This is a genomic window from Mesorhizobium sp. M0910, from assembly GCF_040319465.1.
Taxonomy (GTDB): domain Bacteria; phylum Pseudomonadota; class Alphaproteobacteria; order Rhizobiales; family Rhizobiaceae; genus Mesorhizobium.
Map to the genome: position 1 here is coordinate 437,390 of NZ_JAMYNZ010000001.1, position 16,881 is coordinate 454,270.

At 62.2% G+C, this 16,881-nt stretch carries 16 protein-coding genes; 7 read left to right on the plus strand and 9 right to left on the minus strand.

The features are described 5' to 3' along the window. The first annotated feature begins 95 nt into the window (after window positions 1–95). A complete protein-coding gene (locus NKH78_RS02225; RefSeq protein WP_352506272.1) occupies window positions 96–599 on the plus strand; it encodes a hypothetical protein in 504 nt (167 codons plus the stop codon). A gap of 113 nt (window positions 600–712) precedes the next feature. Here NKH78_RS02225 and NKH78_RS02230 read toward each other — a convergent pair whose 3' ends face one another. After that, the gene (locus NKH78_RS02230; protein ID WP_352506273.1) at window positions 713–2,047 is read right to left on the minus strand and encodes a four-carbon acid sugar kinase family protein; all 1,335 of its coding nucleotides are present in this window, start codon (window positions 2,045–2,047) and stop codon (window positions 713–715) included. 4 nt (window positions 2,048–2,051) lie between these two features. Beyond that, window positions 2,052–3,314: a 3-oxo-isoapionate-4-phosphate decarboxylase OiaX gene (gene oiaX / locus NKH78_RS02235; protein ID WP_352881741.1), complete on the minus strand. Its 1,263-nt coding sequence runs from the start codon at window positions 3,312–3,314 to the stop codon at window positions 2,052–2,054. A 183-nt stretch (window positions 3,315–3,497) separates the two neighbouring features. Here oiaX and NKH78_RS02240 point away from each other — a divergent pair, with 183 nt between their 5' ends. The 3 genes from NKH78_RS02240 (at window position 3,498) to NKH78_RS02250 (ending at window position 5,490) form a co-directional block, all read left to right on the plus strand. Continuing rightward, on the plus strand, window positions 3,498–4,211 hold the full coding sequence (locus NKH78_RS02240; protein ID WP_023720267.1) for a transcriptional regulator NanR: 714 nt from the start codon (window positions 3,498–3,500) through the stop codon (window positions 4,209–4,211). 311 nt (window positions 4,212–4,522) lie between these two features. Next, window positions 4,523–5,059: a helix-turn-helix domain-containing protein gene (locus tag NKH78_RS02245; protein ID WP_352776986.1), complete on the plus strand. Its 537-nt coding sequence runs from the start codon at window positions 4,523–4,525 to the stop codon at window positions 5,057–5,059. Then, window positions 5,053–5,490 (plus strand): helix-turn-helix domain-containing protein, encoded by a 438-nt coding sequence (locus NKH78_RS02250; RefSeq protein WP_352736954.1) that lies wholly within the window; start codon window positions 5,053–5,055, stop codon window positions 5,488–5,490. The genes NKH78_RS02245 and NKH78_RS02250 overlap by 7 nt, the downstream gene beginning before the upstream one ends. Window positions 5,491–5,567: 77 nt before the next feature. On the opposite strand, the gene apnL is transcribed toward NKH78_RS02250, so the two are convergent. The 7 genes from apnL to NKH78_RS02285 form a co-directional block, all read right to left on the minus strand. Beyond that, window positions 5,568–7,475, minus strand: coding sequence for a D-apionate lactonase (apnL, locus tag NKH78_RS02255; RefSeq protein WP_352506276.1), 1,908 nt, complete (start codon window positions 7,473–7,475; stop codon window positions 5,568–5,570). Beyond that, window positions 7,472–8,506, minus strand: coding sequence for a Gfo/Idh/MocA family protein (locus tag NKH78_RS02260; protein WP_352881745.1), 1,035 nt, complete (start codon window positions 8,504–8,506; stop codon window positions 7,472–7,474). Before NKH78_RS02260 ends, apnL begins: the two co-directional genes overlap by 4 nt. A gap of 1 nt (window position 8,507) precedes the next feature. Then, window positions 8,508–9,572, minus strand: coding sequence for an ABC transporter permease (locus NKH78_RS02265; protein ID WP_352506278.1), 1,065 nt, complete (start codon window positions 9,570–9,572; stop codon window positions 8,508–8,510). Next, window positions 9,569–11,113 (minus strand): sugar ABC transporter ATP-binding protein, encoded by a 1,545-nt coding sequence (locus NKH78_RS02270; RefSeq protein ID WP_352736955.1) that lies wholly within the window; start codon window positions 11,111–11,113, stop codon window positions 9,569–9,571. Before NKH78_RS02270 ends, NKH78_RS02265 begins: the two co-directional genes overlap by 4 nt. Continuing rightward, a complete protein-coding gene (locus NKH78_RS02275) occupies window positions 11,110–11,763 on the minus strand; it encodes a DUF2291 family protein (protein WP_352702870.1) in 654 nt (217 codons plus the stop codon). The genes NKH78_RS02270 and NKH78_RS02275 overlap by 4 nt, the downstream gene beginning before the upstream one ends. Window positions 11,764–11,872: 109 nt before the next feature. Then, window positions 11,873–12,814, minus strand: a complete 942-nt coding sequence (locus NKH78_RS02280; protein ID WP_352736956.1) for a D-ribose ABC transporter substrate-binding protein — start codon at window positions 12,812–12,814, stop codon at window positions 11,873–11,875. 264 nt (window positions 12,815–13,078) lie between these two features. Then, complete coding sequence (locus tag NKH78_RS02285) at window positions 13,079–13,906, minus strand: phosphogluconate dehydrogenase C-terminal domain-containing protein (RefSeq protein WP_352736957.1); 828 nt, start codon at window positions 13,904–13,906, stop codon at window positions 13,079–13,081. A gap of 335 nt (window positions 13,907–14,241) precedes the next feature. On the opposite strand from NKH78_RS02285, the gene NKH78_RS02290 reads away from it, so the two are divergent. The 3 genes from NKH78_RS02290 (at window position 14,242) to NKH78_RS02300 (ending at window position 16,764) form a co-directional block, all read left to right on the plus strand. Next, the gene (locus NKH78_RS02290) at window positions 14,242–14,916 is read left to right on the plus strand and encodes a DUF2161 domain-containing phosphodiesterase (RefSeq protein WP_352478434.1); all 675 of its coding nucleotides are present in this window, start codon (window positions 14,242–14,244) and stop codon (window positions 14,914–14,916) included. A gap of 165 nt (window positions 14,917–15,081) precedes the next feature. Then, entirely contained in the window at window positions 15,082–15,507 is a 426-nt protein-coding gene (locus NKH78_RS02295; protein ID WP_254817016.1) for a hypothetical protein, read from the plus strand. A gap of 66 nt (window positions 15,508–15,573) precedes the next feature. After that, window positions 15,574–16,764, plus strand: a complete 1,191-nt coding sequence (locus tag NKH78_RS02300) for an NADH-quinone oxidoreductase subunit D (RefSeq protein WP_352736958.1) — start codon at window positions 15,574–15,576, stop codon at window positions 16,762–16,764. Window positions 16,765–16,881 lie beyond the last annotated feature (117 nt).

A 16,881-nucleotide genomic window follows, 5' to 3' on the forward strand; every position in this document is an offset into this window, starting at 1 on the left:
ACCTACCAAACGACTTCGTGAATTTTCTGCCGGTTGACTCGATTGGCCCACTTCCTAGGTTGGCATTCGGGGCTCCCGTGCAATCCGAAGTCGGTATGACATCATTCCACACCCGAAAGCTTGCCCTTCTCCTTCTATCGGCAGGCGCCGCCATCCTGTCTTCCTGCGTCATGCCCGACGACACCTCGAGCACCGCGAGGGAAGACGCCACGGCGGCGGCAGCCCGCAAGGAGATGGTCGGCCTTAGCGAGGCGGACGTTCGAATGTGCGCCGGCTTTCCGACCGCCACTGCCGATGTCGGCAAATCCGGCCAGATCTGGACCTATCAGCGCGTCGTTCAACGCGGCAATCTCAACATTGTGGTTCCGACCGTGGCCATTGGCCCGGTCCCGGCGCTCGGAGGTTCCGTCAACGTCGCCCCCGGCGGCTATTGCAACACGCAAATTCGAATGGTTGACGGCCGTGTTGCGGAGGTTGCCTACGCCGGCGACAACAACCTGCCGAACAACCGCGATGCGCTCTGTGTCAGCACGGTCGACGCCTGTGTCGCCTATGCCCGTCAATATCGTCCAGGCAAGGCGATGGGCCGTACCAGATAGCGGGATGAGTGGCATTGCCGCCGACCTAAACGTCTGGGGTTTCTGGTTTGCCGGCTAATGACTATCCCCGATCTCGATCGAGCATCACCGATTTGAACAGATATTCCCCGCTCTCAACCGCCGACCCCATCGCGAATAGCGGAGAAATAGCGGTCGGTTCCGACCTGCCCGCCCTTGAGGGCAATTTCCAGCCCGTCGATCGCCTTTACGCGCGAATGCGCCACACAAAGCGGCGAGCCCGGCGATGCCGGCAGCGGCATTCGCACCGTCAGCGCGTCGACGCCCATCTGGCCAAGTGCATGGCTCGACGTGTCGCCGCCGGCGATGACCACGCGCGGCAGGTTCTCTTGAAGCGTCAGTTCGCGGAGAAGCTCGCCAAGGCCGCGGCCGAGCTTATGGCGGGCGCCCTCCCTGAGATCGATTTCAGCACCGCGCTCGGCCGCAGGTCCGAGCGCGGTGTAGAGGATGACGCTCCGCCCGGCCCGTAGGCTGGAGCGGCCGGTTGCGACCGCGCGCGCAATAGCGTCGTTCGAAGCCTCAGAAACCAGTTCGACCGGGTCGAGCTCGATCCCGTCGAAGCCTTCGGCCAGGGCATACCGGATCTGTCGTTCCGTCGTCGGCGAGCAGCTCCCCGAGACCACGGCGATCCTGTCGGCAGCGCCCGGCGGCGAAAAGGCGGGTTTGGCATCCACGATTCGGTTCGATGTCCATTCGACCAGCAAGGCATATTCGATGCCCGAAGAGCCGACGACGAAATAACCGCCCGGCTTGTGAGCGCGCCAAATCTCCTTGCCGGCAAGCGCCTGGGTTTCCAGGCTGTCGACATCGACAAGCACGATACCTGTGCCATCCTCCACAAGCCGGTCGAATGCTTCCGACCGCGACGCAGACTGCAGCGTCGCCTGGTCGATCAGGCCGGAGTTAAGGTCTGTCTGGCGCGACAGATGGATCAGCAGGTCGGATTCGTCCATCGGCGTGATCGGATGGCGGCTCATCACGGGATGGCGGTCGATACGGAAATATTTTTCGCGATAGGCCGCGAACAGATGACCGAAGGCGGTGTAGCGCTTCAGCTGCGGCGCGCCGACCACCAGCGGCACGCCGTCTTGCCGGAAAACCGAGCGGCCGATCTCGATCGCCCGGCCGATGCTGCCAATCGCCGGGCTGGAATCGAAGGTCGAGCAGACCTTGTAGTGGCAGATCTCGGCGTTGACGGTCTTCAGCCAGGCGAAGGCATCTCGCAGATGCGTGTCCATCCACTGCGGCGTCTCGCTGCGGCTGGTGCCGGCCAGTCCAAGGGCGCGGCAATGCGCAAATTGCGAAAGCAACGCCGCGTCCGGCTGGCGCATGAACAGGACGGTCGGCACGCCGCCGAGCTCGAGCGCTTCCATAACGTCGGTCGAGCCGGTCAGGTCGTCGCCATAGTAACTCAGAAGCAGGTTTTGCATGGCGTCAGGCCGCCTCGCCGCCGCCGAACTTCTCGATCGACCGCGCCAGCTCGACATGGCTCAAGGCATAATCCGCCAACGGAATATCCTGGACCGCCGCCTGCCAGGCCTGCTGCACGGCGCGCACGCCGGCGCCCGGCCCGTCCGGGTGGCTGACGATGCCACCGCCGCACAGATAGAGAAGATCGACCGTCCGGCCGGTTCGCTGGAAGGTTTCAGGCGCCTGCCCGCCCCACTGGCCGGAACCGGCGACCGGCAATGCGCAATCGGCCGGCGAAAAGATCGGCGTGGTCACCGCCTTGAAGGATTCGACGAAGGACCAGTCGGGTTCCCAGTATTTCGAGGCGATGCCGTTGATCTGGAACTGGTCGACGCCAAGCAGGCGCCAGAACTGCTGCCAGACCTTGAAATCCATGCCGAGACCGGGATGACGGGTGAGAATGTCCCAGCCATTGCGGTGGGCATGGAGCACAAGGCTGGAGCGTTTTCGAAGGTAAGCCATGCCGCCGAAACCGATCGAATTGATGTTGACCACGGCGCAATTGCCGCCGGCCTTTGCCACCAGGTCGTGGTTTCGCATCATCTCGTCGGGATCGGCATGTGAGATGCCGAAGGCATACATGACCTTCTTGCCGGTCTTCTGCTCGTGGTCGAGGATCAGCGGCATGATTGCCCTCACCCGCTCCGACAGCGGTGAATAGGCCGGGCTCATCAGCTTCTCGTCGTCCTTGATGAAATCGACGCCGGCGGCAATCAGCTCTTGCACCATTGCGGCCGTCTCGGGCGGGCGGAGCCCCAGCGCCGGCTTGACGATGGTCCCGATGATCGGACGATCCGCGACACCGGTCAGCCTGCGGCTGCCCGTGACGCCGAATTGCGGGCCCGGATGCGCGCCCCGGTACTCCTCGGGTAGCCTCATGTCGACGATCCGGATACCGGACAGGCCCTTGATCGAAAATGTGCCGCCGATGGCGATGGTCATCAACGCCGACAAATCGGTGCCGATGGCGTCTAGCGGAAACGCGATGTCGACGTCGGCGCGCTTGACCGGGCCATTGCGCGCTTCGGGACCGGTTTCGGGAAGAGACGGCCGATCCGCATCGGGCAGATGCCGTATCGCCAGGACTCGCGCCGCGACCCTGGCCTTGAGCTCTTCGGTCTCGCCGGCCAGCGCGACGAAGGTTCCAGTCGACTGGTCGCTTGCGATCTTGGCCGCCTGCGCCTCGATATTGCCGGGCGTTTCGATGCGATAGGTGAGAACAATCATATTCGCGCGGCCTGCCGGGGTGGTTCGAAAAAGGTTCCTTGGCCCTTGAAATCTGGTATAATGAGTACATAAGCTTTGCAAGCCCTATCCGGCTGGGCAGAGCCGGGCGAGCCGGCAGCAGGCGTTCCGGAATTCGCGCCGGAAATGCTAGATAGGGGCAGGTCAAAGGAGTGATTCGCGACGATGAACCGTTCGGAGCCGATCGTCCGGCGCAAGCTTTCCGACGAAGTATTCTTGAGACTGAAGCGCCTGATCACCAGCGGCGAATTGCTGCCGGGTGACGACATGCCATCGGAGCGCGAATTGATGGAGCGCTTCGAGGTCGGCAGGCCGGCGATCCGCGAGGCAATGCAGGCATTGAGCAATATGGGCCTCGTCGCGATCTCGCATGGCGAACGGGCGAAAGTGCTGCAGCTGACCGCCAAGTCGATCATCAAACAGGTCGACGGCGCCGCCAAGATCATCCTGTCGTCGTCGAAGGACACGCTGGAGCACCTCAAGAACGCGCGTATCTTCTTCGAGCGCGGCATGGTCAGGGAGGCCGCGGAGAAGGCAACCGCCGAGGACGTGCAGCGGTTGCGCGCAACGGTTGCAGAGCAGCGCAGCCATCGTGGCGACTCGGAAGCCTTCATATCCGCCGACATGAAATTCCACACCCAGATCTCGGCAATATCCGGCAACCCGATCTATGTCGCCGTCAGCGAGGCAATGCTTGGCTGGCTAAAGGAATACCACACCGAAATGCTGATCTGGACCGGCAAGGAAAAGTTCACGCTGACCGAGCACGAAGAGATCATCGGACGCATCGAAGCCAAGGATGCGGATGGCGCCGAGAAGGCGATGATCAAGCACCTCGAACGCTCGCGTGCGCTTTACGTGATGAACTCCGGCAGCTGAAAATCAGGAGCAAGGTCCGGACCGGCGTAGCGGCCGGCACCTTGCTCTCGGCCTACTGACTGACCACAGATCAGCCTGAGCCCGGACCGACGCAGTTTTCTGTTGCCCTCTGAATCCGATGTATTTGCCGCGTGTTTTCATTCAACGATTTCAGCATTTGCATCTTCGCAGCCATGGATTTCCGCGGCCCCGCCTTCATCAGCAAGCCCGCATAGGCCCTCCTGGAGCCCGCGCGCTTGTTCTGGAATTGGCAATTCTTGCAAAGACTATGCTAGGCTTGCCATCCACGAGAACGACACTGGAGTACCGCAATGGCTGTCAGGAGCCTCCACGTTGTGATCTGGCTGCCGTCGAATTTCTATTCGGCCGTCGTCTCGACGCTCGTGGAAATGTTTCAGCTTGTGAATGACGTCTGCCGTTCGCAGGTTCTCTCCTGTGAGTTCGTTTCAAGGAGCGCGCCGTCGGCATCAAGCACCGGAATTTCTTTCCCGACAAAGGCTCAACCATCCCGGAAAATGGATGTCCTGATTCTCATTGCCATGCCGGGTGTCGAGATTCCGGAGCTTCTGCGCTCGCTCGACGAGGAGAGTGAACATTCAAAACCGCTGATCGCGCTCGCGCAGCAGCAGGACGCAATCATCGCAGCACATTGCGGCGCGTGTTATCTGCTCGCCAATTCGGGATTATTGGACGGTAAACGCGCGACGATATCCTGGTGGCTGAGAGCCGAGGCAAGCCGCCGGTTTCCGCAAGTGCGATGGGACGCTTCCCGGCTCCTCATTCGCCAGGACCGCCTCTACACATGCGGAGGCGGGTTTTCCGGACTCGAACTCGCCAGGCTTTGCTGATCGATCTGGGCTTCTCGAAGGAAGAGCGGATCATTCGAAAACTTCTGGTTCTCCCGCCGCCGCGCACATTCCAGAGTCCCTACGAATTTTCCCTCGATGGAATTTCGAACGGAGCCAGCCCATTCGAGGACAAGTTGCGTGAGCTCTCGAAAGACAAGATGTCGGAAATCGATCTGAAATTTCTGGCAACCGAATTGGGCATGTCTTCGCGAACCCTGTCTCGCAGGTTTTTCGACGAACTCCAGACAACGCCGGGAAAATGGATCCAGGAAAGGCGGCTGGAGTTGGCAAGGTCCATGCTTGAGGAAACGAAACTGAGCGTTTCAGAAATTTGCTATCGGGTGGGTTATCAGGACGTCGCCTCGTTCAGCCGTCTTTTTTCCAAGACAACTGGAATGGCACCGGGCGAGTTTCGAAAGCAAATCCGGTGACAACTCGGCAGCGGAGTGCTGCGGCTACACGCAACCGCTACGCAAGTGCGGCTACCCATGAGCCTCGGCAAATGACTTCAGCCGATCCGGACGATTGCGTAGGGTGTCATCACAAGATGGTCTCGGCCCGACGTATCGCGCGGAATCTGGCGTGACAGTCGTCCATTCCAAATCTTGAGAGGGCCCTGATCGGAGCCGAGCCCGGAAACGTCGACCGGAACATCGACCGGGGTAAGGTTCGCCAGCCAGATGATGATCTTGCCTGTCTGGGAGCGGCCGGCAAGTGCCAGCACCCGCCTCTCATCGGTCGTTGTCGCCGCCACATGCGCATGGCCGGCCAGATCGCAAAGTCCTTTCACCGCGTGGAAAATCGGCCGGGGTGTACCGTCTTCGACAGGTTCGCCCGACGAGGCCAGCACGCCGAATGGTCCGGTGAAGCTGCAGAGCGTCAGTATTTCGAGGCCAGCCGGCGCAACACGTGCGGCATAGCCGATCGTCCATGCGGCTCCGAACAGCCCGGTATGGCGAGGGTCGCGGTCGGCCATGGCAATGCGCTGACTGTCGGGATTGGCCTTGGTCGCACCGCCATAGGGGTTCTGGCGCATGGCAATGGTCGACGGCCCGATCCGATAGGGTTTTGGCCCGAAGATCGCCCTCACCGAGGCTGTGATGGAAGGCAGCGCCTCCAACGATTGCATGACGCTGAGATCGTCGGCGGCGTGCACGATCGGGCAGGTGCAATGCGTGACGAAATCGAGCGGATCGGCCGGCACGCGCTTGCGATTGAGTTCGGTGAAATAGCTGAACATGCCGCCGCCGAGGCGGCTGTCGGGAAAGGCGCGCCGCGTCGCGGCATAGACGTCCTCGAGCAGCGGGCAGTGCGGCCACGCGCTGCCCGGTGGCGTCGACTGCCGGTCGACCGAGGGCGAAACGGCAATGGCCGAAAGCTTGAGCCCGGCCTGCCGCACCCTGTCGGCGACGCCTGAAAGCTCGGCGTCGAGATCGCCGTCGCCGGCAATGACACATTCGAGCGTTGTCCGGACCGGATAGGCGGCGGCGAGCCGGGCGTAGGATCGCAAGGCATCGAGCTCGTGGCCGCGCGTCGGGTCATAGTGGAACATCAATTGCTGCGGGCCAAGCTCGGACAGCATCGGCAGCTTGCCCAGCGCCGCCTCGACCTCATCCGGATAGATGATCACGGCGATATCCGGCAGCGCCGGTCCGGCTTGGCCGAGCGTGACACGAATCGGTTCGGCGCTTGCCGCGGCAGCCGGCACTTTCCCGCCACCCTCCATCCGCAAGCTGATGGTCTGGCGGAAGGTCTCGCCGGCAGGCAGCATGTATGACCATGGCAGCGCGAGCGGCCGGACATAGGTCTTGTAGGAGGCATCCGACCAGTTGCGCTGGTCCTCCATCTCGAAAATGTCGCCTTCCATCCGGCATTCAGCGGTGACGCCCGGCCGGACCTCATGGGTGATCGCCCGCAGATCCTTGAAAGGCTGCCAGGGATCGATCAGCTCTGGAAGCCTGGTCGCGACCACGCTGCCATCGGTATGCTCGACCGTGACCGGGCTGCCGGCCAAGCCGGCAATCGGATGCAGGATGCAGAAGCCGCAGCGATTGGTTTCGAAATCGCTGTCGGGAAGAGCGCTCACGTCGAAGACCAATTTACCATCGGCGGAGCCCTTGATGGTGGCGCGGAAGTCGAGCCGGCTGCCGTCCGGTGCCCGGCAATTTGCCGAATAGCTGACGGAAAAAGCCTCGGCATTTTGTTCGATGGCAAGATCGGCCAGTCTCGGCTCGTAGGTGCCCCAGTCGCGATCCCTGACGATGTAGGCGATAGCGCGCAGAACTTCGGTGCCGCCATGCCGAATGGTGCGCAGATTGCCGTTGACGAAGTCCGCCGTCAGCGCGCCGGCTTGCAGCCTGACCGGTTCGGCTTCAACGGCACCTGTGCCGTAGAGGAGGAAGGCGTTGGCTGTCATTTCAGCAAGGCGTCGAGTTGCACCGGCTCCCGGCTTGCGGCGCCGGCGTACGCTGCCTCGACCAGCGCTAATGTTTTAAGGTTGTCCGCGCCGGAGGTCGCGGGCTCGGTTCCGTTGGTCAGGCAATCGACCCAATGTTTTTGAATGGCGACGACGCTTTCCTGGATGTTGTGCCACGGCCGCGATGCCCAGGCCAGCAGCGGCGGCGAGACGTCGCTACCGACCGTCCCGCTCCTGCCGGTGACGGTGAGGCGGTAGCCCTGCGCCAGCCGGATCGTGCCATCCTTGCCGTCGATCTCGATCAGCGTCTCGGGGAACGGCTCTGTCGCGAGCTTGCTGGCGTAGCTGCAGTCGACCACGGAAGTGGCGCCGCCCGTGTGGTCCATCAGCATCGTCGCAACGTCCTCGCCGGTTATGCCGGGTTTGACGCGCGCCGTTCGCGCGGTGACCGTCGAGACGTCGCCCAGCAGAAAGCGGGCGATGTCGAGGATATGAATGCCTAGATCCTCAATAATGAAGCGCCTTCCGGTCGCCAGATAGGGCTGGCCGGAAAACACGTCATAAGCCGATCGGAACGAGATCCGTCCGAAGAAGGGGGTGCCGATTTCGCCGCTGTCGAGCACCGCACGCACCGCCTGGATCGGCGACTGCCAGCGAAAATTCTCATGCACCATCAACGGCACGCCGGCGTCGGCGCAGGCTTTCACCATGGCCTTGGCGTCGGCAAGCGACGGCGCGAACGGCTTTTGGCAGATTACCGGAACGCCATACTGCGCCGCCATCTCCACCAGCGTTCTGTGGCTTGGTACGGTGGTAGCGATGTCGACGAAATCCAACCTTTCGCCGGCAAACAGCGCAGCAGCGTCGGTATAGCGCCGCGCGATGCCGAACTGGTCGCCGACCACCCTTAACCGGTCCGGATCGCGGTCGCAGATGGCGGCAATCGAAGCGCTCTCTATGTCGCGCCAGGCATGCATCTGGTTGACGGCAAAGAAGCCGCAGCCGATCAGCGCGCCACGCAGCTCCGCCATGTCAGCCGGCCTTTGCCATCTGCATCAGCGTGACACGGCTCTGCAGCCGGCGCTGGGCTTGGTCGACGACAACGGCTACGATGATGACGAGGCCCTTGATTACCATTTGCCAGAACGAGCTCACCCCCATCATCACCAGCCCGTCCGAAAGGATGCCGATTACGAAGGCGCCGACAATGGTGCCGCCGATGGCGCCGCGTCCGCCCGACATCGAGGTGCCACCGAGCACTGCCGCGGCAATGGCGTTGAGTTCGAAGCTCTCTCCGGTCGCCGGATGCGAGGCCATCAGTTCGGACGAGATGATCAGCCCGACGATCGCCGCGCAGAACCCGGAAAACATGTAGACGAACATCTTCACCATGTTGACGCGGACGCCCGAAATCCGCGCCGCCCGCTCATTGCCGCCAACGGCGAAGATATGGCGGCCGAGCGGAGTGTATCTGGCGAGATAGGCCGCCCCCAGTGCGACGACGACCAATATCCATATCGAAACCGGCAAGCCAAGCAGCCGGCCGGCGCCGAGGAAGCCGAACCCCGTGGTGCCGAGCTCCGGCTTGCCGACGAGATTGGGGAAGGTGCGCCCGTCGGACGACAGCAGTGCCAGGCCGCGTGCGACATAGAGCACGCCGAGCGTGGCTATGAATGGCGCAACGTTAAGCCTGGTGATCAGCAAGCCGTTGACGGCGCCGATCAATATGCCGACGGCAAGCGTGATCAGCGCGATCTCGAAGACGTTGAAATAGATGGTGTAGCCGACCTGCAGGTCGACGCCGTTCAGCACGAGATAGCCGGCCACCATGCCGCACAGGCCGACGATCGAGCCGACCGACAGGTCGATGCCGCCGGTGATGATGACGAAGGTCATGCCCATTGCGAGGAATGCGTTCAACGCCACGTGCTTCGACATCAGGATAAGATTGGCGGCCGATAGGAAATTAGGGGCAGCTATCGAGAAGAATAACAGCACGGCGATCAGCGCGATGAACGTCCTCGCCTTCATCAGCGTCAGCAGGACCGAGCCGCTCGAAATGGAGTTGACCACCGCCTTGGCTGGAATGTCAGTCATGCGCCTTGCTCTCCGTGCGGGACCGGGCCGTGGCCGAGGGCCGAGGCAGCGACGAGCGCGGCCTCAGTCGCCTCCGCGCGATCGAAGATACCGGTCAATTTTCCATTGCTCATCACCGCGATACGGTCGGACAACGCCATCACTTCGTCGAGATCGGAGGTGGCAAACAGGATCCCCAGACCGTCGCGCGACAGCTTGCGCATGGTGCGGAAAACGTCGGCCTTGGCGCCGACGTCGATGCCGCGACTCGGCTCGTCCATCAGCAGCACCTTCGGTCCGGTGAGCAGCGCCTTGCCGATCACCACCTTCTGCTGGTTGCCGCCCGACAGCGACGAGACTTCCTGCGTCGGATCGGCGACCTTGATGGCCAGTTCGCGTATCGTCTGGGTCACCGCCTGTCGTTCGGCGGCACCACGAATGTGGAACAGGCGCACGAACCGCGACAGGCTGGCCAGAGTCAGATTGCTGGCGACGGAGAGGATCGACACCAGCCCTTCGCGTTGGCGGTCTTCGGGGATCAGCGCCAGCCCGCGCCGGATGCGCCGTGTCGTGTCGCGCTCGTGCACCTTTTTGCCGGCAATGAATATCGCGCCGGTCGAATGGCCGTGGCGGCCCATGATGCAATCGAACAGCTCGCTGCGTCCGGCGCCCATCAGGCCGTAGATGCCGAGGATCTCGCCAGCGCGCAGCGACAGCGAGACGTGGTCGACCGCAAGCCCGCCGGTGACGCGCGGTAGGCAAATGTCCTCGGCGCGGAATATCTCGTCGCCCGGCACATGGCCGTCGGCCTTGGCGAAGTCCTTGGCGTCCGAGCCGATCATCTGCCGCACGACCCACTGGGTGTCGACGTCTTTCATCTTCGCCTGGCCGGTGATGCGCCCGTCGCGCAGCACCGTGATGGTGTCGCCGATGCGGATCAATTCCTCGAGCCGATGCGAGATGTAGACGATTGCCACGCCGCGCGCCTTGAGGTCGGCAATCACCTTGAACAGGATCTCGACTTCCGCCGCGCTGAGCGCCGAGGTCGGCTCGTCCATGATCAGGATGCGCGCATCGAGCGAAACCGCCTTGGCGATCTCGACCAGCTGCTGCTGGCCGATGCGCAGATCCTCGACCAGCATGTCCGGCCGGATGCCAGCCTCCAGGCGTTCAAGAAATTCCGCCGCGCGGCGCTCCTGCTCTTTGCGGTCGATTTTGCGGAAGCGGTTGGTGATCTCGCGGGTGGCAAAAATATTTTCGGCGACGGTCAGATTGCCGAACAGGTTGAGCTCCTGGAACACCATGCCGATGCCGCGATTTACCGCGTCCCCGGATGACGAGAGGGAGACCTCCTCGCCGTCCAGCAGAATGCGCCCGAGCGTCGGCTGCTCGACGCCGGCGATGATCTTCATCAGCGTCGATTTGCCGGCCCCGTTTTCGCCGACCAGCACGTTGACCGCACCCTTGCGCACCTCAAAATTCGCACGTTTGACCGCGACGGTGCCCGAATACACTTTCGAGACATCCTCCAGCTTCAGGATGACGTCTTGATCGCCGGTCATGGCTTCGGCCCGAGCTCTGCCTCCGCCGGCGTCACCAGCGGCAGGTCCCGGCCGCTGCCTGGCGTATAGGCACCGAGGATCTTGACGCTTCGGCCCTCGAGTGCCTCGCGCGGCAGCTTGGAAAGCACGGTCTTGTCGGCGTAGGCGTTGAAGGCCTTGCCGAACTGGGCGAAGTCGATCTGGTTGGTGAAATCGTTGAATTGAATGAAGTCAAGGCTGTCGCGCAGCGCTGTGCCGCGCATGGCGGGTCCGATCTGCACCCGCGCATCCGCCTTGCCGTCGCCGTCGGCATCGACGTCCATTGTCGCCGCGCGTGACTGTGTATTGGCTGCAACGACCTTGCCCTCGAGCCGGACGGCGAAGGTCCACGGCGAATTCGCCTGCTTTTTCGGATTGCCGTATTTGGCACCGGCAGCGGCGGGATCGGTCTTCGCCAAAGCATGAACCTCGGGAAACTGGCCGGCCTTCTGCTGCAGATAGGGTACCACTTTCGCCGCCCAGATGTCCTCGACCATCTTGTCGGGATTGAACGCCGAGCCAGGGCCGCCGTTTTCCGCTGACGGCGTCGGCAGGATCTTGCAGGCGGTCAGGCTGACTATAGCTGCAAGGAACGACACGACAAGGATCGGCCGGGTCAGCGTGTTGAACATGTCGGCTCGTTCGGCATGGTGGTCAGGAGCACCCAGAAATGGAAGCAAGGGCGAAATGGAAGCAAGGGACGAACCGGAGCTCGTCCCTTGCGCTTGATGTTACGCCGGCTCAGTTGGTGAGCGCGAATGTCTCCAGCTCGGCGGCATTGTCGCCATTGACCAGGACGCAATCCATCAATTGCTTTTCCTCGGCCGGAGACTTCTTGTTCTTGATGAAGTCGTTGGCCTGCTCGACCGCCATCTGTGCCTGCGCGAAGGCCGGCTGCAGGACCGTCGCCTTGATGCCGCCGGAAGTTATCGAGTCGCGCACGTCGTTCGACCCGTCGAAGCCGACGACGATGACGTCCTTGCGACCGGCAGCGGCAAGTGCCGCATAGGCGCCCATCGCCATCGTGTCGTTGCCGGAGATCACGCCCTTGATGTCCGGATTGGCCTGGAGGATCGATTCCATCTTTGAGTAGGCCTCGGTCTGGCTCCAATTGGCCGACTGCTGCGCCACCATCTTCAGGTCCGGATAGTCGTCGATGACGTCGTGGTAACCCTTGGAGCGGATGCCGGCATTGGTGTCGGATTCTTTGCCGACGAGCTCGACGAAATTACCCTTCTCGCCCATCAGCTTGACGAATTCCTGCGCGCCGAGCTGGGCGCCCTGATAATTGTTGGAGACGATCTGCGCGACGGCAACGCCGGTGGCATTGATCTCGCGATCGATCAGGAAGGAAGGAACGCCTGCGTCCTTGGCCTTCTGCACCGCAGCGACTGTGGCGTCGGCACCGGCATTGTCGAGGATGATCGCCTTGGCGCCGCGGCCGATCGCCGTATCGATCAATTCGGACTGCTTGTTGGCGTCGTCGTCATGGACGAGCACCAACGCCTCGTAGCCGAGTTCCTTGGCCTTGGCCTCCGCGCCGACAGCTTCCGCCTTGAAGAACGGATTGTCATGCGAGGGCGTGATGATGGCGATCAAATCCGCCGCATAGGCGGGCGCGGCGGTGCCAAGCGCCAGCATGCCGGCGAAAGCCGCAAGCGTCATTCTGCGTGTCAGTTTCATGTATTCCTCCCGTTGAAAATCCGCGCCTTGTCCCAAGGCTATATGCATTCGATTTCGCTAGCCGGCCGTAGGTGGCGGGTCGCGTCAGATTCACAAGCCTTTGCCGGCTTCACTTCGACGGATCGCTTCCCACTACCCCCCACTCATCTGGCCCCTGAGCCTGCTGCGAAGCTTGACGGTCCGATCCATCGAACAGCTAAGGCAACTGGTATAATGAGTCAATGACAATTTCAGGTGACATGTTCCGAAGACGCGTCACTGCCCTCAAGTGATGCGCTGAATGCTCGCGGCAATCTCCTCCGGCTCGAACACCCGTTTCCAGTCGTCGCGCATCAGAACCGGCTTGCCGAACTCTATCGCCTTGTTGCATGCGTCGGAGAACACGCCTTTGGTCTCGCCGAAGATGACGGCGCCAAGCACGTTCATATGACCAAGCAGGAAGTCGAGCGCCGCCTGCTTGTCGACCCCGCGCGCCACCACCTCGTCGACCGCCTCTTTCATGACGACGAGCAGCGAAGCGCATACCGTTTCCGAAAGGCCGGGCTCGAGCAGGGCCATCTGATCGACAGTGACGCGATGGGAGCGCATGACCGGCGCCCAGATGATCTTTGCGATCGCCTCACCCTTGGCGAAATCCTCCTCCGGTCCCTGCATCAAGGCGCTGACCATATGCTGCTTGGCCTTGACGCCGCCGAAATAGTCCTTCTTGGCCGCCATGTCGGTCTCATCGTTGAAGATCGGCGGATGGCAGGGGTGGGTGACGAAATAGGTCAGATCCGGCCGGTTCGGCAAATGCCCGGCGAAAGGTGCCGCGGCGTCGAGCACGACGACCATCGTGCCTGACGCAAGCTTGCTCTCGATACTCGCCGCAACCTTGCCGATGTGCGTGTCCGGCACAGCCAGGATCACCACATCGGCGCCATCAAGCGCCTCATCGGCGCTGACGGCATCGATGCCGAGGCCCGACTTCAGCCGCTCGCGGCCGGCGTCGCTGACCTCGACATGGCGTATCGTATACGAAGATCCGCGAAAATTGGTTGCCAGACGGTAACCCATTTTGCCGCCTGCACCAAACAGCGCAATCGTTGTCATATGTCCGTTACTCCTGAATTCCAACGACGGCCCTACCGATCGTCATCTCATTGACTTGTATGCACATTGCCGCCGGCTGGCGGATTAAAAAACGCGGGGAAGCCGCCGCTCAAATGACGATGCCTGGACGATGTCTCGGGCGCCCGGATGTCCAGCGCAGCCACGCGGAGCATGCTACCTCAGGTACACATTATACCAGCATACCAAATTCGCAAGCGGCCGCGGCACTGCTCTGACCATTTGTTTGGCCGTCGTTTACCTCCTGTTCAACGGCAAAGAGCGATCATCGCGCTGAACCGCCGATCGGCGGGATGATTCGCAGCCAACAAAGGCCCATGCTCGAAACTTCACTCTACAGCCCGGTCAAGGCCTTCCTCGAAGGCCTGGGATTTATGGTCAAGGGCGAGATCGGCGGCTGCGATCTGCTGGCGCTGAGTGCCGACTCTCCACCGATCGTCGTCATCTGCGAGCTGAAGCTGAAGTTCAATCTCGAGCTCATCCTCCAGGGCGTCGACCGTATGGCGGCGAGCGACGAGGTCTGGCTCGCGGCATGCATGTCGGCCCGCGGCAAGGGCCGCGAGAGTGACGTGAGATACCGCAATCTCTGCCGTCGGCTCGGCTTTGGCCTGCTTGGCGTGCGACCGAACGGCGAGGTTCAGGTGCTGCTCAGCCCGACGGCATTGGCCCCGCGTCGGGATCCCCGGCGCCGCTCGAAACTAATCGACGAACATCGGCGTCGGCAGGGCGATCCTGTCGCCGGCGGCGGCTCACGTGCGCCGATCATGACCGCTTATCGCCAGCAGGCACTGGCATGCGCCGCAGCACTCGCCGACGGCCCAAAACGGCCGCGTGACTTGAAGCCCAACCTGCCGAACGCACCTAAGATTCTGCTGCACAACGTGTATCGCTGGTTCGCGCGCACCGATCGCGGGATCTACGAACTGACCGCCCAGGGCCGTGAAGCCTTGCAGCGCTGGCCGCAGCCCGATCGCAGCCACGCCGCTGCCTGAGACAGGCAACGCCGGATTTCGCGCCCTGCTCTCCGCGACAATCACGGCTTTCGGCCAGACAGCACTCAGTACAAGACAGCACCTCAGTCACGGAACCATATTTCGACACGATGGTTTTGTCGTCACCGAATTGATCGTCCGCTGAGCAAACGGAAGGAAACGGCCATGCGCCTATCGACGACAATTGCCACACTTTCGGCACTGGCCCTTGCCTCGCCGGTCTATGCGCAATCCGTGGGACCAGAGCTTGCCCCTGTGCCGCCGACGGCGCCGCAAACCTTGCCGGAGCAAGCCACGCCCCAAGGGACCACTCCCGACCAGGCTACACCGGACGATGCCTTCTCCGCCCAGAATTTCACCGCAGTGACAATCGTGGCGATGGAGGATCTGCCTCCTGACATCAAGGCACAGGCGGAGGCCGTCGTCACCCAGACCAGCGCCGAGGATTTGCGCATCCTGCAAAGTTCGATCGACGCATCGCCGCAGGCGGCATCGGCACTGGCGGCGAACGGGCTCAATTCCACGCAGGTCGTGGCGGCCAATATCGACGGCGACGGCACGCTGACGCTGATCATCCAGACGACGACGTGAGCGGCTGAAAGCGGACAAGCCGGCTCCGGCACGGAACCAAAGCCCGCCTGATCGCGGAGGACTGTCATGGTCGAGGCTGCAGTTCGCAACTTCACCATCAATTTCGGGCCACAACATCCCTCCGCTCACGGCGTCCTGCGGCTGGTGCTCGAACTCGACGGCGAGATCGTGGAACGCGCCGATCCCCATATCGGCCTGCTGCATCGCGGCACCGAAAAGCTCATCGAATACAAGAACTACCTGCAGGCCTTGCCCTATTTCGACCGGCTCGACTACGTCGCGCCGATGAACCAGGAGCATGCATTCTGTCTCGCCGCCGAGAAGCTCCTCGAAATATCGGTTCCGAAACGCGGACAGCTCATTCGCGTGCTTTTCTGCGAAATAGGCCGGCTGCTGTCGCACCTCCTCAACGTCACCACGCAAGCCATGGACATCGGCGCGCTGACGCCGCCGCTCTGGGGTTTCGCCGAGCGCGAGAAGCTGATGGTCTTTTATGAGCGCGCGTCCGGCGCCCGCATGCACGCGAATTATTTCAGGGTCGGCGGCGTGCATCAGGATCTGCCGCCGGAACTCCTCGACGACATCTGGAAGTTCTGCGATCCGTTCCTCAAGGTCTGCGACAATCTCGACGAGCTGTTGACCGAGAACCGCATCTTCAAACAGCGCAATGTCGATGTCGGCGTGATCGGCCTCGATGATGCCTGGGCCTGGGGCTTTTCCGGCGTGATGGTGCGCGGATCGGGGGCATCCTGGGATTTGCGCAAGGCGCAGCCATACGAATGCTATTCGGAGATGGATTTCGATATTCCGGTCGGCAAGCATGGCGACTGCTACGACCGCTATCTCGTACGCATGGAGGAAATGCGCCAGTCGGTGCGGATCATGCGGCAATGCCTGGAAAAGTTGCGCTCACCCGAAGGCCAGGGACCGGTCGCGATCCCGAACCACAAGATCACGCCGCCGCCGCGTGCCACGACGAAGCGCTCGATGGAAGCGACGATCCACCATTTCAAACTCTACACCGAAGGCATTCGCGTGCCGAGCGGTGAAGTCTATGCCGCCGTCGAGGCGCCGAAGGGCGAGTTCGGCGTCTACCTCGTGTCGGACGGAGGCAATGTTCCCTACCGATGCAAGATCCGCGCACCTTCGTTCGCTCACCTGCAGGCGATGGATTTCCTGTCCCGAGGCCATATGATCGCCGATGTTGCCGCGATCATCGGCTCGCTCGACATCGTGTTCGGAGAAATCGATCGTTAGCCACGTCGAAGGGTCGCGGGTCCATCCTAGCCAGATCGCACCTGCCTCGACTGCGCTCGAACGCCGGTCGGACGACGGCTCTCACTTGCGGCGGGCCAACTCAAATTCTCGCATCAA